Annotated in this window: 19 protein-coding genes and 1 pseudogene; 17 read left to right on the forward strand and 3 right to left on the reverse strand. The window is 69.3% G+C overall.

The features are described from left to right. The 3 genes and pseudogenes from G401_RS56495 to serA all read left to right on the forward strand — a co-directional run. A pseudogene (locus G401_RS56495) lies at positions 1-117 on the forward strand (ketol-acid reductoisomerase); the annotation flags it as partial. 949 nt (positions 118-1,066) lie between these two features. After that, the gene (mpgS, locus tag G401_RS51300; RefSeq protein ID WP_034594433.1) at positions 1,067-2,341 is read left to right on the forward strand and encodes a mannosyl-3-phosphoglycerate synthase; all 1,275 of its coding nucleotides are present in this window, start codon (positions 1,067-1,069) and stop codon (positions 2,339-2,341) included. 177 nt (positions 2,342-2,518) lie between these two features. Further along, positions 2,519-4,117 carry a phosphoglycerate dehydrogenase gene (serA, locus tag G401_RS0138420; RefSeq protein WP_027346669.1) on the forward strand — a complete coding sequence of 533 codons (1,599 nt, stop codon included), beginning with the start codon at positions 2,519-2,521 and terminating at the stop codon, positions 4,115-4,117. 142 nt (positions 4,118-4,259) lie between these two features. Here serA and G401_RS0138425 read toward each other — a convergent pair whose 3' ends face one another. Next, a complete protein-coding gene (locus G401_RS0138425) occupies positions 4,260-5,216 on the reverse strand; it encodes a hypothetical protein (RefSeq protein WP_157546776.1) in 957 nt (318 codons plus the stop codon). A gap of 119 nt (positions 5,217-5,335) precedes the next feature. On the opposite strand from G401_RS0138425, the gene G401_RS0138430 reads away from it, so the two are divergent. After that, on the forward strand, positions 5,336-6,358 hold the full coding sequence (locus tag G401_RS0138430; RefSeq protein ID WP_027346671.1) for a 3-isopropylmalate dehydrogenase: 1,023 nt from the start codon (positions 5,336-5,338) through the stop codon (positions 6,356-6,358). A 176-nt stretch (positions 6,359-6,534) separates the two neighbouring features. Next, entirely contained in the window at positions 6,535-7,620 is a 1,086-nt protein-coding gene (locus G401_RS0138435; protein WP_027346672.1) for a branched-chain amino acid aminotransferase, read from the forward strand. A 239-nt stretch (positions 7,621-7,859) separates the two neighbouring features. Here G401_RS0138435 and G401_RS51305 read toward each other — a convergent pair whose 3' ends face one another. Next, on the reverse strand, positions 7,860-8,621 hold the full coding sequence (locus G401_RS51305) for a bifunctional DNA primase/polymerase (RefSeq protein ID WP_169734306.1): 762 nt from the start codon (positions 8,619-8,621) through the stop codon (positions 7,860-7,862). 230 nt (positions 8,622-8,851) lie between these two features. Here G401_RS51305 and G401_RS0138445 point away from each other — a divergent pair, with 230 nt between their 5' ends. The 8 genes from G401_RS0138445 (at position 8,852) to mctP (ending at position 16,569) form a co-directional block, all read left to right on the forward strand. After that, entirely contained in the window at positions 8,852-10,081 is a 1,230-nt protein-coding gene (locus tag G401_RS0138445) for a helix-turn-helix domain-containing protein (RefSeq protein ID WP_027346673.1), read from the forward strand. Further along, complete coding sequence (locus G401_RS51310) at positions 10,078-10,617, forward strand: flavoprotein (RefSeq protein WP_034594436.1); 540 nt, start codon at positions 10,078-10,080, stop codon at positions 10,615-10,617. The genes G401_RS0138445 and G401_RS51310 overlap by 4 nt, the downstream gene beginning before the upstream one ends. A 161-nt stretch (positions 10,618-10,778) precedes the next feature. Further along, positions 10,779-11,780 (forward strand): type I glyceraldehyde-3-phosphate dehydrogenase, encoded by a 1,002-nt coding sequence (locus G401_RS0138455; RefSeq protein ID WP_027346674.1) that lies wholly within the window; start codon positions 10,779-10,781, stop codon positions 11,778-11,780. Between the two features lie 10 nt (positions 11,781-11,790). Next, entirely contained in the window at positions 11,791-12,585 is a 795-nt protein-coding gene (locus G401_RS0138460) for a Nif3-like dinuclear metal center hexameric protein (protein WP_027346675.1), read from the forward strand. Between the two features lie 112 nt (positions 12,586-12,697). Next, on the forward strand, positions 12,698-13,438 hold the full coding sequence (locus G401_RS0138465) for a zinc ribbon domain-containing protein (protein WP_027346676.1): 741 nt from the start codon (positions 12,698-12,700) through the stop codon (positions 13,436-13,438). Next, positions 13,435-14,499, forward strand: coding sequence for a histidine phosphatase family protein (locus tag G401_RS0138470; protein ID WP_027346677.1), 1,065 nt, complete (start codon positions 13,435-13,437; stop codon positions 14,497-14,499). The genes G401_RS0138465 and G401_RS0138470 overlap by 4 nt, the downstream gene beginning before the upstream one ends. A gap of 188 nt (positions 14,500-14,687) precedes the next feature. Continuing rightward, the gene (locus tag G401_RS0138475; protein WP_027346678.1) at positions 14,688-14,933 is read left to right on the forward strand and encodes a DUF3311 domain-containing protein; all 246 of its coding nucleotides are present in this window, start codon (positions 14,688-14,690) and stop codon (positions 14,931-14,933) included. A gap of 1 nt (position 14,934) precedes the next feature. Next, a complete protein-coding gene (mctP, locus tag G401_RS0138480; protein ID WP_027346679.1) occupies positions 14,935-16,569 on the forward strand; it encodes a monocarboxylate uptake permease MctP in 1,635 nt (544 codons plus the stop codon). A gap of 142 nt (positions 16,570-16,711) precedes the next feature. Here the strand turns inward: mctP and G401_RS0138485 are convergent, their stop codons facing one another. After that, positions 16,712-17,227 carry a DinB family protein gene (locus tag G401_RS0138485; RefSeq protein ID WP_084558095.1) on the reverse strand — a complete coding sequence of 172 codons (516 nt, stop codon included), beginning with the start codon at positions 17,225-17,227 and terminating at the stop codon, positions 16,712-16,714. A 90-nt stretch (positions 17,228-17,317) separates the two neighbouring features. On the opposite strand from G401_RS0138485, the gene G401_RS0138490 reads away from it, so the two are divergent. The 4 genes from G401_RS0138490 (at position 17,318) to G401_RS0138505 (ending at position 20,202) form a co-directional block, all read left to right on the forward strand. Further along, positions 17,318-17,884, forward strand: coding sequence for a nucleotidyltransferase family protein (locus G401_RS0138490; protein WP_034594440.1), 567 nt, complete (start codon positions 17,318-17,320; stop codon positions 17,882-17,884). Between the two features lie 200 nt (positions 17,885-18,084). Beyond that, the gene (locus tag G401_RS0138495; protein ID WP_027346682.1) at positions 18,085-18,831 is read left to right on the forward strand and encodes a metallophosphoesterase family protein; all 747 of its coding nucleotides are present in this window, start codon (positions 18,085-18,087) and stop codon (positions 18,829-18,831) included. Between the two features lie 8 nt (positions 18,832-18,839). After that, positions 18,840-19,217, forward strand: coding sequence for an STAS domain-containing protein (locus G401_RS51315; protein WP_051367888.1), 378 nt, complete (start codon positions 18,840-18,842; stop codon positions 19,215-19,217). Between the two features lie 166 nt (positions 19,218-19,383). Continuing rightward, positions 19,384-20,202, forward strand: a complete 819-nt coding sequence (locus G401_RS0138505) for a SigB/SigF/SigG family RNA polymerase sigma factor (RefSeq protein WP_064741958.1) — start codon at positions 19,384-19,386, stop codon at positions 20,200-20,202. The last annotated feature ends 1,290 nt before the right edge of the window (positions 20,203-21,492 follow it).

The following is a 21,492-nucleotide window of genomic DNA, read 5'->3' on the forward strand; positions in this document are numbered from 1 at the left end:
CGGCCCAACTTCACCAAGCTCCAGCAGCAGGGCGCCGAGCACCCGATCGAGAAGGTGGGCGCGCAGCTCCGCGGAATGATGAGCTGGGTGGACCGGCCGATCACCGAGACCGCGTGACATCCCTGTAAGGCTGCCTGCCCTCCACAACCGAGGAGCGGGACGTACCGGGCTGCCCTCAAGGCGATCCCTTGTGGGCAGCCCGGTCTTTCTTTGCCGGCTCAAGATCTTTTTTAGATCAAGTTCAAGATCTTTTTGTCCCGGGTTCGTCGATCTCGCTTCCGCTCCTCCCGCGGGAGACCGTTGCGCCCCTATCGCTGCGCTCCGGGGACTCCACTGCCAGGTTGGTGGGGCGAAGCATCGTCCACCGTCGTCCGGTCACCGTTTACCCCCAACCCCCACCCGGACTTTGTCCCGACTGTCCGATACGCGGTTGGGCTGCTCGGGTTCGGCGGTGATCGTTCGCGGTTCCGATGTAGTTTCGGGGCCTGTTTTCGTGATCATTTACGGCTGGGGTGTGAATCCGGCCCGATCTGCATGATCATTTACGCGTCAGGTGTAGCAAAAGCCGGTCAACGCGCTCCAGAACCGTAAACGATCATGCATCGGGCGGCCTTTTCTGCACCTCAGCCGCAAACGATCACCCCGCCGGCCGTCGACTGGACCCACAAGCCGGACAGTCGCGACAAAAGCCGGGCCGACCCAAGTCGGGCGGGGGTGGGGTGAAGTCGTGACCGAACCGCGGTGGATGATGCTTCGCCCCACTCGGCTGGCAGTGGAGTCCCCGGAGTGAAGCGATTGGGCGGAACGGTCTCCCGTGTGAGGAGCGGAAGTGAGATCACCGGACTGGCATGCGTGCATGGTCGGGAAATTCCCAGGGGGCGGTAAGCAACCTAATGGGTGAATCGGGCGTCCATGTTTACAGCGGTGACCCCTATGGGTATACCGCCCGTCCCGGCTGCGCATTACTCTGTGTAATCACTGCTATGTAACACAGAGTTCACCCATCTAGCCAATTCACAGCCGCGCGGGGGCAGCCATTCATGGGCCTTTCGGGTACCGTTCGGCCATGCGGTTGGAGTATTCGTACCGAACAGAGCGATTCGGCGCCGTCCGAATCGGCCCGCTGCAGAAGGTCGTGGAGATCGACAGCTCCGCGAGCGACAGTGACGCTGAGTCAATTCACGGCGACAGTGCAACACGGACAGTCAGTCGCGACCGGCTGCGGGAGGTCGAACGCGATCTCGTCATCGTGGTTCCGTGCATGAATGAACCGCGCCGCGTCATCGAAGGCGTGCTCGCGGGGATTCCGCACGACTGCCTCATCCTGCTGGTCTCCAACAGCGACCGGACGCCGGTGGACCGGTACGACATCGAGCTGCGGTCGCTGGAGGAGTTCTGCCGGCTGGCGAACCGGCCGGCGATCGCGGTCCACCAGCAGGATCCGGGCGTGGGTGCCGCGATGAAGGCGGCCGGGCTGCCCGACATCGTCGACGAGATCGACGGCGGCGTACGCCGGGGCAAGGGCGAGGCGATGGTGCTCGCGATGGCGTTGGCCGCGATGACGGGGCGGCGTTACGTGGGCTATGTGGACGCGGACAACTACGTGCCCGGCTCGGTGCACGAGTACTGCAAGGTCTATGCCGCCGGCCTGGCCATCGCCGACAGTCCGTACTCGATGGTCCGCATCGCCTGGGATTCCAAGCCGAAGGTACGCGACGGGAAGCTGTTCTTCTCCAAGCGCGGCCGGACCTCGGAGGTGACCAACGACTTCCTCAACCGCCTGCTGGCGGAGTACTCGGGGTTCGGCACCGACGCCATCGTGACCGGCAACGCCGGCGAGCACGCGCTCAGCCTGGACCTCGGGCTGCGGATGCGGATGGCGGGCGGGTTCGCGGTCGAACCGTTCCAGTTCGTGGAGCTGTTCGAGCAGTTCGGGGGCGTACTGCCGGGGGCGGCGCCGATCCCGTCGGAGGTCGGGGTGCCGCTGCTGCAGATCGGCACGATCAACCCGCACTTCCACGACAACAAGGGCGACGAGCACGTGCAGTCGATGCGCTTCCAGGCGCTCAACGTGCTCTACCACTCGCCGGTGTGCCCGCCGGGACTGCGTACGGAGATCATGGACTTCATGATCCTGCAGGGTGCGCTGGAGCCCGGCCAGGAGCCGCATCGCGAGCGCATCTACGCACCGGTCGGCTCGCTGGCCCTCGACCGGCTGCTGGGTGGGCTGGAATCCGAGGCGCACTCGTTCCGCACTTTCGGGTATCGCATGGTTGTGACCCCGCGCACCGTGACGCCTCTCGCACGCGACCGCGTACACGAGCCGACGGTGCTCGCATAGGTGGTCATTGACCTGATCAGCTGCCCGACGTGACGACCGTCACGTCGTGGCGGCTGGGTTAATCCTCAGCTGAACGCCGTACGATCCCCCTGGTAGAGCCCGAAACGCGGCGTTGCGTTCCGGCGGCCCGGCCGGATCTGCCCGGCATGGAATCACGAGAATCCCGTGAGGCAAGAAGTGACTCCCGTCGTACTCATCGCAGAAGAGCTCGCTCCCGCGGCTCTGGATGTCCTCGCCAACGATTTCGACGTCCGGCACGTCGACGGCACCGACCGGCCCGCGCTGCTGTCCGCGCTCGCCGAGGCCGACGCGGTGATCGTCCGGAGCGCCACGCAGATCGACGCCGAGGCGATCGCCGCGGGCAAGCGGCTCAAGGTCGTCGCCCGCGCCGGAGTCGGCCTCGACAACGTCGATTCCGCCGCCGCCACCGCCCGTGGCGTCATGGTCGTCAACGCACCGACCTCCAACATCGTCTCGGCCGCCGAGCAGGCGCTGGCCCTGCTGCTGGCCGTCGCCCGGCACACCGCCGTCGCGAGCGCCTCGCTGAAGAAGGGCGAGTGGAAGCGCTCGAAGTTCACCGGCGTGGAGATCCAGGGCAAGACCGTCGGCGTCGTCGGCCTCGGCCGCATCGGCGTGCTGTTCGCCCAGCGCATCGCCGCCTTCGGCACCCGCCTGATCGCGTACGACCCCTACGTGCAGCCCGCCCGGGCCGCGCAGCTCGGCGTACGCCTGGTCGGCCTGGAGGAGCTGCTCCGCGAGTCGGACTTCATCTCGATCCACCTGCCGAAGACCCCGGAGACCGTCGGCCTCATCGGCGTCAACGAGCTGAAGATGGTCAAGCCCGGCGTACGCATCGTCAACGCCGCGCGCGGTGGCCTGATCGACGAGGCCGCGCTGGCCGACGCGGTCGCCGACGGCCGGGTCGCGGGTGTCGGCCTCGACGTCTACGCCAAGGAGCCGTGCACCGACTCGCCGCTGTTCGCCTTCGACAACGTCGTGGCCGTCCCGCACCTGGGCGCGTCCACGGTGGAGGCTCAGGACAAGGCCGGCCTCGCCGTCGCGAAGAGCGTCAAGCTCGCGCTGCAGGGCGAGTTCGTGCCGGACGCCGTCAACGTCCAGGCCGGCGGGGTCGTGGCCGAGCAGGTCCGCCCGCTGCTGCCGCTCGCCGAGAAGCTCGGCCGCGTCTTCACCGCCGTCGCCGGCGGCGTCGCGGCCAGCGTGACCGTCGACGTGCGCGGCGAGATCATCGCCCACGACGTGTCGGTCCTCAAGCTCGCCGCGACCAAGGGCCTGTTCAGCGCCGTCGTGGAAGAGCAGGTCACCTACGTCAACGCGCCGCTGCTGGCGGCGGACCGGGGCGTCGAGGTCGAGCTGGTCACCGCGCCGGAGGCCGTGGGCCACAAGAACATCATCACGGTACGCGGAGCCACGCCGGACGGCCGCGTCGTCACGGTCTCGGGCACGGTCGTCTCGACGGGCACCCGCGACCAGGTCAAGCTGACCGCGGTCGACGACTTCGACCTGGAGCTGGACGCGACCGGCGTCCTGGTCTTCTTCCGGTACGCCGACCGGCCCGGCATCGTCGGCACGATCGGCACGTTCCTCGGCCAGGCCGGGGTCAACATCGCGGCGATGCAGGTCGCGCGGCGCGCCGCCGGTGGCGAGGCGCTGATGACCCTGACGGTCGACACCGGGATCGCCGCCGAGCTGCTGCAGCAGGCCGCCGCTTCCATCGGGGCGACCGCGGCCGCGACGGTGGATCTCACCGAAGAGTGACCGCCTGCTTGCATTGCGTTGCGTGGGCGGTTAGCCTGCTGAGGTCCCCAGTGGACGATTGAGGACATCTTCGGGTGATGTGCTCAAAGTGTTTCGACGTGTGTGGCCGGGACGATGCCGCGTCCCGGCCACATTCGTATCTTCAGGCGGTCGTACCGGCCAGCACGGTCAGGTGGAGCGCCTGCGCACCGGCCACGATCTCGTCGACTGGTCCGCGCATCCACGCCGCCGGCAGGTACGCCGCCCCCTTGTTGCGCAGTTGCCAGCGCAGGATCGCCCGGCGGAGCCAGGGAGCGGTCGACCGCGCGGCGACGGCCGCCGGGTCGCGTGGCACGACCGTGCAGCACAGCGTCTGCTGGAAGTCGACCGCCTCGATCCGCGCCACTTCGGCCCAGCCGAGGTCCAGCCCCAGCGCCGGCAGGCGTACGCCGTCCGTCGTGAACTCGGCGACGACGCCCCGGAACGGCGTGAGCTGCGCCTGCGCGTACGCGATCAGCAGCAGCGGGATCGTGATGAGGACGCCGGTGACGACGGGTATCACCCAGGCGGCCCCGCCCTCCTCGTAGACGGAGGTGAAGCGGGCCAGGCCGAGGCAGACCGGGATCGGGATCAATACCAGCAAGGCGAGCGACACCGCACCCGGCTGCCGGAACCCGCGGGCGTGCCCGGCGACCGGTGCGGTGCCCGGCTGCCGCCGGTCGGCGAGCGCCTGGACGACGTTCGCGGACTCGATCCGCCGCGTGCCGTGCAGGACGAGGTTGTAGCCCGCCGACCAGAACATCAGCACGGCCGCCGGCAGGCAGATCACCACGAAGACCAGCATCGCGCCGAACACCACCACGCCCGGCGTCCGGTCGTCCGCGAAGAGCCCGAAGAGCCCAATGAGCACCGAGGCCGCCACCGCCACGGCCGCGAACGACAGCATGGCGGCCGAGGCGAGGCGGAAGGCGAACTCCCGGCGCCGCCGCCTTTCGACGACGACCGCCGCGCGTACGCCTGGATCGGGGTGGGGAAGGCCTTGCCGAGCGCGGGCGACGACCTGGGCGCGCACGGCGGGCGGGAGGGCGGACCAGGCCGGCGGGGTCCCCGTGGGTGTCATGGCCGCCATTGTGGGGGCATTCCGCCACACCCGAGCTACCGCCCAGTATGCGGGACATGATTACCGGAAAGCGGGACGATCCCCTTAGTGTTCGTTAGACAAACCAAGGAGGTTGCACCGTGCGCATCGCAGTCGTGGCCGGGGACGGCATCGGGACCGAGGTCGTCGCCGAGGGGCTCAAGGTTCTGCGCGTTCTCGTGCCGGACGTCGAGACCGCCGAGTACGACCTGGGCGCGGCGCGGTACAACCGGACCGGCGAGGTGCTGCCCGACAGCGTGCGCGACGAGCTGGCGGGGTACGACGCGATCCTCCTCGGCGCGGTCGGCGACCCGAGCGTCCCGCCGGGCGTGCTGGAGCGCGGCCTGCTGCTCAAGCTGCGCTTCGACTTCGACCAGTACGTGAACCTGCGCCCCAGTCGGCTGTGGCCGGCCACGACCGGCCCGCTGGCCGGGGTGAAGCCCGGCGAGATCGACTTCGTCGTGGTCCGCGAGGGCACCGAGGGTCTCTACACGGGCGCGGGCGGCACCATGCACCGCGGTACGCCGGCCGAGGTCGCCACGGAGGAGAGCCTGAACACCCGCCACGGCGTGGAGCGGGTCATCCGTGACGCGTTCGCCCGGGCGGCCGCGCGCCCGCGCAAGAAGCTGACGATGGTCCACAAGACCAACGTGCTCAGCCACTCCGGCGGGCTCTGGGCGCGGACGTTCGAGGCGGTCAAGGCGGAGTTCCCGGCCGTGACGACCGAATACCAGCACGTCGACGCCGCCGCGATGTTCATGGTGACGAACCCCCAGCGCTACGACGTCATCGTCACGGACAACCTGTTCGGCGACATCCTGACCGACATCGCCGCCGCCGTCACGGGCGGCATCGGGCTGGCCGCGAGCGGCTGCATCAACCCCGAGCGCGCGTACCCGTCGATGTTCGAGCCGGTGCACGGCTCCGCGCCCGACATCGCCGGCAAGGGGATCGCCGACCCGGCCGCCGCCATCCTGTCGGTCGCCCTGTGCCTGGACCACCTCGGCCACCCCGAGCTGGCCAGCAAGATCAACGACGCCGTCGCCGTCGAACTGACGCAGCGTACCGGCGCGCCCCTGGTCACCGCCGCCGTAGGCGACCGAGTAGCACAGACCGTAGCTTGATCCACGGCCCGGCCGTGGACGGCCGGGCAGCGAGTTCCCTTCTCTCCCGGCCGTGCGGCCCGAGTCGGCTTGAACGACCGTTTAGAGGTAAGTTTCAGCCAGACCACGCGGCAGGGCGCCAGGCGATGCAGCCCGCCCTTTTGCCGCCGCTGGCACGAGATGGAGGGGCACCCGCCATGGGAGAGCAGTTCGAGATTCATCCCCATCCGCAGCCGGTCGCTCCGGCCGAGCGCGAGGCACTGCTGGCCAACCCGGGCTTCGGCCGGGTCTTCACCGACCACATGGTGACCATCAAGTACGCCGAGGGCAAAGGCTGGTACGACGCCCGCGTGGAGGCCCGCGCGCCGATCCCGATGGACCCGGCGACCGCCGTACTGCACTACGCGCAGGAGATCTTCGAGGGGCTCAAGGCGTACCGGCTGGCGGACGGGGGCGTGGGGCTGTTCCGCATCGACGCCAACGCCGCCCGCTTCCAGGACTCGGCCGTGCGGATGGCGATGGCCCCGCTGCCGGCCGACCTGTTCATCGGTGCGGTCAGGGAACTGGTCGCGATCGACGGCCAGTGGATCCCCAGCCTGCCCGAGGGTTCGCTCTACCTGCGCCCGTTCCAGTTCGCCAGCGAGGTCTTCCTCGGGGTACGCCCGGCCAAGGAATACCTCTTCGGCGTCATCGCCTCGCCGGTGGGCGCGTACTTCAGCGGTGGAGTGAAGCCGGTGTCGATCTGGGTGACCCGCGACTACACGCGCGCGGCGCCGGGCGGCACGGGCGCGGCCAAGTGCGGCGGCAACTACGCCACCTCCCTCGTGGCCCAGGCCGAGGCGATCGAGCACGGCTGCGACCAGGTCGTCTTCCTGGACGCGGTCGAGCTGAAGTACATCGACGAGCTCGGCGGCATGAACGTCTTCCTCGTCCTCGACGACGGTACGCTCGTCACGCCCCCGCTCACCGGCACGATCCTGCCGGGCATCACCCGTGATTCGCTGCTGACCATGGCGGCGGCGGAGGGCCGGCCGGTGCAGGAGCGGCTCATCAGCCTCGATGAATGGCGGGAGGGCGCCCGCAGCGGCCGGATCGCCGAGTCGTTCGCGTGCGGCACCGCCGCCGTCCTCACTCCGATCGGGACGGTGCGCTCGCGCGAGGAGGAGTTCACCATCGGCGACGGGCAGACCGGTCCGGTGACGGCGGCTCTGCGTACGGCGCTGATGGACATCCAGTGGGGCCGGACGACCGACCGGCACGGCTGGATGACGCGGCTGTCCTGACCGCCGTTTCAGCGGCGGGACGAACCGCAGGAGTTCGGGCGGGTTCCGGTCGGGCGTGAACCGACCGGCCGGGACCCCGTCGGGCGGGTACCGGCCCAGCCCATCGATCGGGTGTCACTCGTGGAAACGCTGTGATGTGCCATGTCTGACTCCTTCGATATCCACCCCAACGAGTGCACTCGCGGGTGGACACTGGCCTATGCCTAGGAATCGGACATAACGTGACGAGGTCCGGACGGTCAGGCGGCCCGGCGTAGAACTTCCATCGGTCCGTCCGCAATGGAGCGTCCGTACCCGCGGCCGGGTCGGCGGGCGGCCAGCGGCTGTGTGGTCGCGTTCCCGGTACGCGGAGCCGTGGTCGTCATCCGGCCGCTCAGCCGGCTCTCCAGCAGGGACGCGTCCAGCCAGACCGCCGCGTCGACGAGCGCCCGCTGCGCCTGTTCGAGGGTGGGCACGTGCCACTGCACGTCCTCCGGCGAGACCTCCCAGCGCACCGGGCCGCTGCGCAGGCGGGTCGGCGGCAGGGGGACCCACGATCCGCGCGTGTGCCACAGGATGTCCTCGCGCTTCAGCTCGGGCCGCATGATCGCGGGTACGCCCGGCTCGCGGACGAAGAACATCCAGCGGTCCTGCGGAGTGACCGCGACCGGGCCGCGCAGCACGCCGGTGACCGACGGCCGGCCGGGCCCGCTGACCGGTCCGCGTACCGCCCGGGCGCCGAGGAGTCCGGGGACCTCGATCACGCCGATGCCGTGCCCGGTCGCCAGGAGCAGCGAGTACGGGGCGTCCTGCCACCACTCCTCGATCTGTGCGGCGTCGCTGGTGGCGTCCTCGTCCCAATGGGCGAGGGCCGGATGGCACGAACTGGTGTGGCAGTCCGGCCGTCCACACGCGAAGCGAGCCGGCTCGTCGCCCGGGCTCTCCAGCCAGGCACCCGGCGTGACCGTCCAGCCCTCGTCGCCGAAGCGCAGCGCTGCCCGCTTGAGTCGGAAGTGAGACACCCATCGGTCGATGCCCCAGTGCATCTCGTTGACCCCCTGTCGATGGAAGGCGCGGGTCGCTCCGCCGGTGTCGCGAATGGCATGTCTTCAATGCGGTTGGCACGTCACCGGTATGGCGGATTTCTCGTTGGATCACGCAGCTGCACTGCAACTTGCATCGAAAATTACGAGCGACGGGGGTACGGTCAGCGCACAGGGTGTGCGACAAGCCTCAAGGGGAGGTCGAGCACGTGGACGAGTTGCCCATCGGACGCCGCGTCGCGTACTGGCGCAACCGGCGGAAGATGTCCCAGCAGGTCTTCGCCGACCGGCTCGGAAAGTCGAAGAGCTGGGTCGACAAGGTCGAGCGCGGGGTGCGCAGGCTCGACAAGTTCTCGGTCGTACATGAGATCGCGGACGTTCTGCAATTGGATGTCCAATTGCTCCTCGGCCGTGCGCCGGAGCGCCGTCCGGAATCCATTAATTGCGTCGACGCAGTCGAGGTGGCGGAGATTCGCGCCGCCCTGGAGCGCTATGATGCATTCAGTGCGTTCGATACCATAGGTCCGGAACCGCCGGCCATCTTCGAGATGCGCAAGGCCGTCAACCACGCCTGGCTGACGTTCCAGCACGCGCGGTACGGCGTACTGGCGCGGAGCCTGCCGAAACTGCTGCGGGACGCGCAGGCGGCCGACACCGCGTACGCCGGATCGAACGACGCGAGGGCCGTGGCGAACCTGCTCGGGCAGGTGTACCAGATCTCGTCCTCGGTGCTGCGCAAGCTCGGCGAGCTGGAGCTGGCCTGGCTGGCCGCGGACCGGGGGATCGCGGTGGCGCAACGGGCCGGCGACAAGCTGCTGGCCGGCACGGCGACCTACCGGGTGGGCTCGGCGCTGCTGGCGCTGGGCCGGGCGCGGCCGGCGCTGGAGATCAACGTCAACATCGCCAACCGGCTGGCCCCGGGCGACGAGCCGACCTCGGTCGAAAGCCTTTCGGTGTACGGGATGCTGCTGTTGCAGGGCGCGATGGCGGCCGCGCGGATCGGTGACAGCGCGACCATGCGCGACCTGCTGGACGGCGCGACCGAGGCGAGCCAGCACGTGGGCGAGGACCAGAACCACTACTGGACCTCGTTCGGCCCGACCAACGTCCTGCTGCACCGCACGGCCGCGTGCGTGGAGCTGGGAGAGGGCGCCGCGGCGCTGCCGACGCACGAGGAGGCGTTGCTGAGTCCCGCCTTCACGGCGATGATGCCGGAGCGGCGGGCCCACCACTTCCTGGACATGGCGCGGGGCTTCGCCCAGATCGGCGATCTGGAGCGGGCCGGCGAGATGCTGCTGGAGGGCGACCGCCTGGCCGCCGCCGAGATCCGCTGCCGGCCGATCGCCCACGAGGTCATGTCCGACGTGCTCCGCCGGACGAAGGGTTCGCCGACGCTGCCCATCTCCGAGCTGGCCGAGCACATGGGAGTCGGCGTTTGACCGTCCTCTATGTGCTGATCTGCGGTTCGCCCGCGGCGCAACAGGTCGGCCGGCTCGTCACGGCGGCGCAGGAGATCGGCTGGACGGTCTGCGTCATCACCACCCCGGACGGCCGCAAGTTCGTCGACGTGCCTGCGCTCATCGAGCAGACCGGGTACGCCGTGCGCAGCACCTTCAAGAACCCCGGCGAGCCGGATCTGCTGCCGCCCGCGGACGCGATGATCGTGGCCCCGGCGACGGTCAACACGATCTGCAAATGGGCGGCCGGCATCGCCGACACGCTGGTGCTCGGCCTGCTCGTCGAGGGCTTCGGCAAGGGCCTGCCGATCGTGGCGGTGCCGTGGACCAATTCGGCGATGGCCGCCTTTCCGGCCTTTGTGGAGGCACTGGACCGGCTGCGCCGTTGGGGCGTCACGATATTGTGGGGCGAGGGGGTCATTCCCCAGTTCGCGCCCGGTCAGGGTGAAGGCCTCGCGGCCGCGATGCCCTGGGAGGCCGCATTGATCGAGGTACGCAAACACCTCGATGAAGAGTAGGCTGACAACCTCCCGGGGCCGCCGCCTGCGGTTGCGTCCCGGGGCGAGCCGGGCGGGGCGGGTCCGCCCGGTGTGATCCGGCGGCCGCGCGGGGGTGCGGTCCGGGCGCCGGCAGGGGACCGGGCGCGGCGCGGGCCGCGGCACAACTGAAGGAGACGCGTGTGGCCGTCAGGGTCGGCATCAACGGCATGGGCCGCATCGGACGGAACTTCTGGCGCGTCGCGTTGTCGCGCCCGCAGCTCGACGTCGTGGCGGTCAACGACGTCGCGCCGGGCGAGTCCGTCGCCTACCTGATGAAGTACGACAGCGTACGCGGGCGGCTGCCGCAGTCCATCGACGTCCGGTCCGGCACGATCACGGTCGACGGCGCGCCGATCGCGGCGTACCAGCAGGCGGAGGCGGGGGCCGTCCCATGGGGTGAGCACGGCGTGGACGTGGTCCTCGAAGCGACGGGCCGCTACTACGACCGCGCCTCGGCCGCCCGGCACCTGGCGGCGGGGGCCAGGCGGGTCCTCGTCTCGACGGCCACGGTCGACGCCGACATGACCGTCCTCATGGGAATCAACGAGGAGCGGCTCGACCCGGCCCGGCACACCGTCGTCTCGCCGGCCTGCTGCACGAGCAGCGCGGTCACCCCGATCCTGGCCGTCCTGCGGCAGCTCGGCACGCTGGTCGAGGGCACGCTGACGACCGTGCACGCGTACGACGCGACGAAGAGCAATCTCACGGATTCGCCGCACTGGAATCCCCGGATGGGCCGGGCCGCGGCCACGAATCTCGTGCCCGCCCGGCTCAAGGCGGGCACCCTGAGCGCCATCGCGACGGCCGTTCCGGAACTCGACGGACGCCTCGACGGCCTGCACGTACGCGTACCGGCGATCATCGGCTGCGTGGCCGACCTGGTCATCCGGATGGAGACGCCGCCACCGGCGCAGGTGATCAATCAGGCGCTGGCCGCGGCGGCGGCCGGGCATTTCAAGGGAGTGCTCGGCTACACCGAGGAGCCGATCGTCTCCTCGGACATCATCGGCGCCGCCGAGTCGAGTGTCGTCGATGGACAGTTCACCACGGTGGTCGGCGACTGCGTGAAGATCATCGCCTGGTACGACAACGAATGGGGTTTCGCCCACCGTCTGGCGGACGTCGCGGGGATGCTCGGGTAGCGTCGACGGGATGAGCCCCACGGTCGCCGGCGTCGTCGCCGTCCTCGACGAGTTGTACCCGCCCGCGACCGCCGCCGCCTGGGACAAGGTCGGCCTGGTCCTCGGCGAGCCCGCCGCGCCCGTACGCTCGATCCTCTGCGTGGTCGACGTGGTGCCCGAGACCGTGGCGGAGGCGGCCGACCGGGGCGTCGACATGATCGTGTCGCACCACCCGCTGCTGTTGCGGGGCGTGTCCTCGGTGGCCCCCACCACGTACGCCGGCCGGATCGTGCACGACCTCATCCGGGCCGGGATCGCGCTGCACGTGGCGCACACCAACGCCGACGTCGCGGTCGACGGGGTGAACGAGGCGCTCGCCGACCTGCTCGGACTCGGCTTCCTGCGCCCGTTCCGGCCGGACGGGCTCGGCCGGGTCGGCACCCTGCCCGCCCCGCTGCGCCTGGCCGACCTCGTCCGGCACGTGGCCGCGACGCTGCCCGCCACCGCGTGGGGCGTACGCGCGACCGGCGACCCCGAGCAGATCGTCACGACGCTCGCCGTGGCCTCCGGTTCCGGGTCCGACTGCCTGCCGATGGCCGCCGGCGCCGGGGCCGACGCGATCCTCACCTCGGACGTGAAGCACCATTACGCGAGTGAGCACGTGGCCGCGGGCGGACCGGCCGTCATCGAGGCGGCCCACTGGGCGACCGAATGGCCCTGGCTGCCGCGGGTGGCCGGCCTGCTGGCCGCGAAGCTGGACGTGGAGACGTTCGTCTCGACCGTGCGTACCGACCCGTGGACACTGCACAGCACCGGCGCAGAATGAGGCTGCCGACTCAGCGGACTCCGCGTACGGCGGGCGCGCACGGGATGCCCCGGCGCTCCGCGCGGAGTGAGATCATTGAGCGCCGGACCATCCAGCCCAGGGAGATGACATCGTGAAGGCCGAACCGGAAGCCCAGCGCCGCCTGCTCGACCTGCAGGCGATCGACACGACCCTGGCGCAGCTGGCCCACCGCCGGCGGACCCTGCCCGAGCTGGCCGAGCTCGACAAGCTGGCCCGCGAGATCTCGGCGCTGTCCGACGAGCGCGTCCGCGCCCAGGTCGACGTCGACGACCTCGACCGGGACATCGCCAAGCAGGAGCGCGAGGTCGACACCGTACGCCAGCGCCTGGCCAAGGACCGCCAGCGGCTCGACGAGGGCCGGCTGCCGGCCCGGGAGCTGACCGCGATCGAACACGAGATCGGTGCTCTCGGACGGCGTCAGGCCGATCTCGAGGACGTCGAGATCGAGATCATGGAACGCCGCGAGACCGCCCAGACCCTGCTCGAATCCATCGAGGGCAGGCTGGCCGCGACGCGTACCAGGCGCGAGGAGACGGAAGCCGCCCGCGACGCCGCCCTGGCCGAGATCGCCAAGGAGGAGGAGTGGAAGGCGACCGCCCGCAAGCCGCTGGCCGCCGACCTCCCGACCGATCTGGTGACGCTCTACGACAAGATCCGCGAGTCGTCCGGCGGCCTCGGTGCGGCCCTCGTGCAGCACGGCCGGTGCGGTGGCTGCCGGATCGAGCTGGCCGGCGCCGACCGCGTACGCGTGAAGTCGGCCCCGGCCGACGAGGTCGTGCGGTGCGAGGAGTGCCGCCGGATCATGGTGCGGACCGCCGAGAGCGGACTGTGACCCGCAAGGTCGTCATCGTCGAGGCCGACGGCGGCTCCCGGGGCAACCCCGGTCCGGCCGGTTTCGGCGCGCTCGTCCGCGACGCCGCCACCGGAGCGGTGCTCGCGGAGCGGTCGGGCGGCCTCGGCGTCGCGACCAACAACGTCGCCGAGTACTCGGGCCTGATCGCGGGACTGCAGGCGGCGTCCGAGCTGGGCGCGACCGAGGTCGAGGTCCGGATGGACTCCAAGCTGGTCATCGAGCAGATGGCCGGCCGCTGGCAGATCAAGCACCCGGCCCTGCGCCCGCTCGCGGCCCAGGCCGCCGCGCTCGTGCACGCCTTCGGGACCGTCCGCTACGTGTGGGTGCCGCGCGAGCGCAACACCAGCGCCGACGCGCTCGCCAACCAGGCCATGGACGAGAACGCCCAGCCGCGTACCCAGAACTGGGAACCGCGTACGGACAAGCCGACCCGGATCGTCCTCGTCCGCCACGGGCAGACCCAGCTCACCGCCGAACGTCGCTACAGCGGCCGCGGCGACGTCCCCCTGTCGGCCACGGGCGAGGAGCAGGCCCAGGCGGCCGCCGCGCGCGTCGCGAAGTTCGGCCCGGTCGCGGTCATGCTGTCCTCACCACTTTCCCGGTGTACGCGTACCGCCGAGCATCTCGCCGCGGCCTTCGACCCCCCACCGCGCGTCGCGATCGTGGAAGACCTCATCGAGTGCGACTTCGGCCGCTGGGAGGGGCTGACGTTTGCCGAGGTCCGCGAGCAGGACCCGGCCCAGTTGCAGGCGTGGCTCGCCTCGACCGCCGCCGCCCCGCCCGGAGGCGAGTCGTTTCAGCAGGTCGCCCAGCGCGTACGCCGGGCGATGACGACGTTGCGGGACGCGTACGCGGGGGAGACGGTGGTGGTCGTGTCGCACGTGTCGCCCATCAAACTGATCCTCCGGGACGCGCTCGGCGCCTCGGACGCGCTGCTGCACCGGCTCTACCTGGATCCGGCCGGCATCTCGGTCGTCGACGTGTACGCCGACGGCGGCGTCGCGGTGCGTACCGTCAACGAGACGGCCCATCTGGTCTAGGGTCTGTCTCCCGGATCTCGTCGTCTGAGGCCGCCAACGGGCCGCGAATGATCCGGGAGACCGACCCTCAGCCGTTCGGCGCACGGACGCTGCCGTTCGGCGCTGCCAGGCGCTCGATGCGGGATTTTGCCGGTCCGGGTCTGGTCTCCTTCGCCCACATTCTGCCGTTCCGCAAGGAGGCACTCACGATGGGTGAACCTGCTCCCACACCGTCCAGCCCGGACGGAGACCGCGCCGAGAATCCGGATCGCAGCCCCTGGAACTGGCTGCTGATCATCCCGGTCGTGGTTCCCCTGATCACGGTTCTGTTCAACCACAGCACCCCGAAGCTGTTCGGGTTCCCGCTGTTCTACTGGCTGCAGCTGGCGTTCATCGTCCTCGGCGTCGGCGCCACCACGCTCGTCTACCAGCTGACGAAGAAACGGGGGCGCTGACATGTGGAAGAACGTCAACGGCGTCGAGTTCACGGTCTTCGCCGTCCTGTTCGTCGCGGTCAGCGTCATGGGCTTCGTCGCCGCCAAGTGGCGCCGGCCGACCACCATGGAACACCTCGACGAGTGGGGTCTCGGCGGCCGCAGCTTCGGCTCGTGGATCACCTGGTTCCTGGTCGGCGGCGACCTGTACACCGCGTACACGTTCGTGGCCGTGCCCGCCCTCATCTTCGGGGCCGGCGCCACGGGCTTCTTCGCCGTGCCCTACACGGTGATCATCTACCCGATGGTCTTCCTGATCCTGGTCCGGCTCTGGTCGGTCTCGAAGAAGCACGGCCTGGTCACCCCGGCCGATTTCGTCCGGGCCCGGTTCGGCTCGCCGACCCTGGCCCTGCTGATCGCCGTCACCGGCATCGTCGCGACCATGCCCTACATCGCGCTGCAGCTGGTCGGCATCGAGTCCGTGCTCAAGACCGTCGGCCTCACCGGCGACTCGACCCTCGCCCGGCACCTGCCGATCATCATCGCGTTCGCCATCCTGGCCGCGTACACGTACCAGTCGGGGTTGCGGGCACCGGCCCTGATCGCGTTCGTCAAGGACGCGCTCATCTACATCGTCATCCTCGTGGCGATCATCGCCCTGCCGGCCAAGCTGGGCGGCTGGGACGCGATCTTCGGTGCGGCGCAGGCGAAGTTCGACAAGTCGCCCGCGGTCACCGACGGCATCCTGCTCAACGCCAACAACCAGCTGCAGTACATCACGCTGGCCCTCGGCTCGGCCCTCGCGCTGTTCCTCTACCCGCACTCGGTGACCGGCGTACTCGCGTCGAAGAACCGGTCGGTCATCAAGCGGAACATGTCGGCGCTGCCCGCGTACTCGCTGATGCTGGGCCTGCTGGCCCTGCTGGGGTACGCGGCGATCGCAGCCAAGATCACTCCGCTGCCCGGCGCCAAGCCGGGTACGGCCGACAACAACACGGTCGTGCCGCTGCTGTTCCACTCGCAGTTCCCGTCGTGGTTCGCGGGCGTGGCGTTCGCGGCGATCGGGATCGGGGCGCTGGTGCCGGCGGCGATCATGTCGATCGCGGCGGCGAACCTGTTCACCCGCAACATCTACCGCGAGTACCTGAACAAGGACGCGACCCCGGCGCAGGAGGCCAAGGTCAGCAAGATCGCGTCGCTGGTGGTGAAGGTCGGCGCGCTGCTCTGCATCGTGCTGCTCGACCCGCAGTTCTCGATCGACCTGCAACTGATCGGCGGGGTGATCATCCTGCAGACGCTGCCGGCGGTGGCGCTGGGCCTGTTCACCCGCTGGTTCCACAAGGGAGCGTTGATCGCGGGCTGGGCCGTCGGCATGGGCCTGGGCCTGTGGATGGTCTACACGGTGTCGAGCGCGACGCGGCCGCACTGGGCCGGGTCCGCCTTCTCGCTGTCGAAGCTCGGCTTCGACACGAAGATGACGATCTATGCCGGATTCGTGGCGGTGCTCGCCAACCTGGTGATCGCCGTGCTGGGGACGTTCCTTCTCCGGGCCCTCAAGGCGCCGGAGGGGCAGGACGCCACGCAGCGCGCCGACTACTTCACCGACGAGGACGAGCCGAGCGGCTCGGTCGCGCCGACCGAAGCAGCGGTCGCCTAGCAGTACTCGACCTGGGGAGGTCGCCCTCAAGATCCCGCTTGGGGGCTCGCCTCAAGATCCCGCTTGGATCAGGGAAATCCCCCGAATCATGGCTCAAGATTCGGGGGAGAACCGTGATCCAAGCGGGATCTTGGGAGCGGGGTCAGGCGCCGGTGGAGCCGTCGACGATCTCGCGGATGACGTCGAGGTGCCCGTTGTGCCGGGCCGTCTCCTCGATCAGGTGCAGCACGATCCAGCGCATCGGGAACGGGTCGCCGCCCCGGCGCTTCTTCACCGACATCCGATCGAGGTCACCGGCGGCGATCACCTCGTCGTTGGCGGCCGCCTGCGCCGCGTACGCGGCCAGCAGCTCGTCGAGCGGGTGCTCCACGGCGGTCCGCATCTCCCAGTCGGGATCCTCGTCGGTGAACTCGCCGCCGATGTCGCGGCCGAGGAAGACGCCCTCGATCCAGTGCTTCTCCACCCACAGCAGGTGGTTCACCAGGCCGTTGACCGTCATCAACGGCGATGTGTCCAAGGGCGCCCGGACGGCGTCCGCCGCGCTGACGCCGATGCACTTGAAGTGCACCGTCTCGCGTACGTAGCGCAGCATGGTCATGAGCACCGAGCGCTCGTCGGGCTCGGTCGGCAGGTCGGTACGTTCCGTCAAGTCAGTCATCGAGGGTGATGCTAGGCAGTCGCGGCCCCGGGCGGCCACGGATTTCGGCGGCGTGTGTACACCCCCGCCGAACGGGGTACGCCTTCGATCGTGACCCGAGCCGATGACCAGGACCTGATCGAGGCGCTCAAGCGAGGTGCGAGCGTCCTGAAGGCGGCCGACATCCCCTTCGCGCTCGCCGGCGGTTTCGCCGTGTACGCCCATGGTGGCGCGTCGAGCGACCACGACGTCGATTTCCTGATCAAACCGCAGGACGCCGAGCGGTCCCTGACAGCGATGCTGGACGCCGGCCTCAAGGTCGAGCGCCCGCCGGAGGACTGGCTGGTCAAGGCGTACCACGAGGGGACGCTGATCGACTTGATCTTCCGGCCGGTCGAGCGCCCGGTGACCGACGCCGTGCTCGGCGACGCCGAGTTCATGAAGGTCGAGGCCATCGGCATGCAGGTGCTGTCGGCGACCGAGTTGATGGTGCACAAGCTGCTCACCTTCGGGCAGCACTACTGCGACTACTCCCGGGGGCTGCCGCTCGCCCGATCGCTGCGCGAGAAGATCGACTGGGCGCGCGTACGCGAGGAGACGGCGGTTTCCCCGTACGCCATGGCCTTCCTCTACCTCGGCGAACTGCTCGACATCATTCCGGGGGAGGAGACGGCATGACACACGAATACTGGGAAGCCGAGACGCAGCGCGCGCTCGCCGAGGAAGCCGCCGAACTGGGCATCGAGGCGTTCCGGCGGGACGAGGTCATCATCGTGGCCGGCGAGGTCGAGAGCGAGGCCCGCCGGCAGGCCGTCGAGGAGCGCATCACCCGGCAGTTCCCGTCGGTACGCGTACTCAATGAGATCGTCGTCGCCCGGATGACCGAACCGGCGGAGGTGCCCGACGGCGCGCTGCGCGTGGCGGCTGTGGGCGACGTGCACATGGACCAGGACGTGGTGGGCCGCTACCGCCCGGCGCTGGCGAGCCTGGCCGAGCGCGCGGACGTCCTGCTGCTCGCGGGCGACCTGACCCGCCACGGTACGCCGGACGAAGCGCGCTGCGTGGCGACGGAGTTCGGCGGCTTGGACGTACCGGTGATCGCTGTTCTCGGCAACCACGACTACCACAGCGACGCCGAGGCGGACGTAACGGCGATCTTGAAGGAAGCCGGCATCGAGGTACTGGAGGGCGCCGGCACGGTCGTGTCGACCGGCCGCGGCCGGATCGGCGTCGCCGGGGTGAAGGGGTTCGGCGGCGGCTTCGCCGGCCGGTGCGCCACCGCGTTCGGCGAGCCGGAGACGAAGGCGTTCGTCCACACGGCCGAGCGAAGCGCCGACAGCCTCGCGAAAGCGTTGCGGGCCTTGGACTGCGACGTACGCGTCGCGCTCACCCACTACGCGCCGGTGCCCGACACGCTGCACGGCGAGCCGCTGGAGATCTACCCGTTCCTCGGTTCGCACCTGCTCGGCGAGGCGATCGACGCCACCGGCACCGATCTGGCCGTGCACGGGCACGCGCACGCCGGCTGCGAACGCGGCACGACCCCCGGCGGCGTACGCGTCCGCAATGTGGCGCATCCCGTCATCCGTCAGGCCTACAGCGTGTTCCGCGTGGAGCGGCAATGATGTCTACTATGGATTCGCCGGAGGACTTCGAGATCGCCCGCGTCGCCGAGCCGGAGCACGTCCTCGTGACGGTACGCGGCGACGTCGACCTCACCACCGCCGATCAGCTCGGGCGGCAGCTCGAAGCCGCCGCGGAGGAGGACCGGGACGTCGTCGTCGATCTGGCCGGCGTCACTTTCCTCGACTCCACCGGCGTGCGTACGCTGGTCGACGCGTACCGGGCCGGGCGCCGGCGGGGGTTGTTCGTGTCGATCAGCGGCGCCCGCGACTGGGTGGCCCGGATGCTGGAGGTGACCGGGGTCGCCGGCCTCATGGCCACGCGTATGCGGCCGGAAATGCCCGCGTATCGACCCGATCATCCCGGGTTGCGTCCTCCGCTCGGATGAGTCTAGGCTGACTTCTGCGTCTCACGCCGGACGCACGTGGAGTCAGGTGCGACGCACCACCTCCGCACGGCACTCAAGCAGACGGGTGCCACCCTGGATACACCGAGGTTCGGCACGTGGCCACGTTGCTGCGTGTGCGAATCGGCGCAGGTGAACAGTCATGTCTATGACCCAGCTGGCGACTCCGCGACAGGCGGAGCGCCGTACGTACGACACGCCCGGCGACGACTTCGAAACGATCACGTCGCAGGCCCTGACGGAGATGCAGGACCTGGGGGCCGATGACCCCCGGCGAGTTCAGCTGCGGGAGCGGGTGATCGAGGCGTGCGTGCCGCTGGCCCGTCGCGTCGCGTCCCGGTTCGCCCACCGTGGCGAGGAACTCGAAGATCTCACGCAGGTCGCGCTGGTCGCGGCCATCAAGGCGGTCGACCGGTTCGACTCCGAACGCGGCGGATCCTTCCTGCACTACGTTCTGCCCACGATGACCGGTGAGGTCAAGCGGCACTTCCGCGACCGTGGGTGGATGATGCGCGTGCAGCGCCAATTGCAGGAGCTGCACCTGCAGATCAGTCGGGCAGTACCTGGGTTGACGCAGCAGCTGGGCCGCGTGCCCACCGCTGCGGATCTCTCGGAGCACCTGGGCGTCAGTGTCGCCCAGGTCGGCGCCGGGATGGATTGCGCCCGCGCGTACCGCGCGTTCTCCTTGAACGCTCCGGTGCGGACGGGTGATGCCGATGTGGAGCTGGGCGAGCTCGTGGGCGGCGTCGACACCGATCTCGAATCGGTGCCCGAACGGCAGGCCCTCTGGCAGGCGGTCGGCAAGCTGCCGGCGCGGGAGCAGAAGATCCTGATCCTGAGGTTCTTCGGCAACCTCACGCAGGCGGAGATCGCCAAGACGGTGGGCGTGTCGCAGATGCACGTCTCCCGGCTGCTGACGCAGTCCCTGCATCGGCTGCGCGATGCCCTTCTCGACGAAGAGATGTGATCTCTCCATCGCAGAAGGCCGGGGCCGGCGGGGGATCCTCTCCGCCGGCCCCTTCCACTCTTCAATATCTTTCATAAGCTTTTGTCCCGGGTTCGTCGATCTCACTTCCGCTCCTCCCGCGGGAGACCGTTCCGCCCCTATCGCTGCGCTCCGGGGACTCCACTGCCAGGTTGGTGGGGCGACGCATCGTCCACCGCCGTCTGGGCACCGTTTCACCCGTCGACCCCCGCTTTTGTCGCGACTGTCCCACTTGTGCGGCTGGTGGACGGGCGATAGGCGGGCTGACCTCGTATCGGACAGTCGGGACAAAGGCCGGCGGATCCGGCCACGGCTTAGCATGTTCACGGCAACTTCCTTGATCTGTTGCCCTATTCGGCTCCCCGCCCTTGCGTGGGTGGCCTGCCACTTGCGGGCCGGCGCACGCCCTGCGACTGGTGATCATTTACCACTATTACGGCAGTTACGGCCGCCTGGACGTGATCGAATACCGCTATTACGGCAAGAAAGCGCTTTCCCGCCGTAATAGCGGTATTCGATCAAGAGAATCGGCATCGCGGTGCCGCTATAGCGGTATTCGATCATCCTGAGCAAGCCGAGCGACTAGGCCGCCTCCTCCTCCATATCGGACGGTCGCGACAAAGTCCGGTCAACCGTTGCACCCTTCACCCCTGGCCTTCGTCGCGACTGTCCGACTTGTGGGCGGTCGCGGCGGGTTGGATCTTGACGGATGTCGGGAAAGGAACATCATTCCGGCCGGTTTGACGTTGCCTTCTCGACTTCCGTCACGATCCACACTCGCGGTGGCCGGTCAGGGGCGCGGCGGACCGCCGACGGCGTGCCCATGCCCGGACTTTGTCGCGACTGTCCGATATGGTGGCCGGGTGGATCGGCTGGTCGGTGATCGTTCGCGGCTGGGATGTAGTTTCCGGGCCCATCCCCTCGATCCATTGCGGCCGAGATGTAGGTAGGGGCCGTTTTCCTGCATCCCGACCGTTGTGGATCTTGGAGATGGGGTGCGTTTTGACATCTCAGCCGCTGTGGATCACGTCCACGCCGTCCTGTCCCCGGCCGTTGCCCGTGATGCGGGAACGATCTTCCGTCAGATGGGCGCAGTGCGCTGATTCCTTGATCGTTTACGGCCGAGGTGTAAATCCGGCCCGATCTGCATGATCAATGACGCGTCAGGTGTAACAGAACCCGGTCAGCGCGCTCCAGAACCGTAAACGATCATGCATCGGGTGGCCGTTTCCACACCACAGCCGTAAACGATCACCCCACCGACCGCCGCCC

The sequence above is a fragment of the Hamadaea tsunoensis DSM 44101 genome, from assembly GCF_000428945.1.
Classification (GTDB): domain Bacteria; phylum Actinomycetota; class Actinomycetes; order Mycobacteriales; family Micromonosporaceae; genus Hamadaea; species Hamadaea tsunoensis.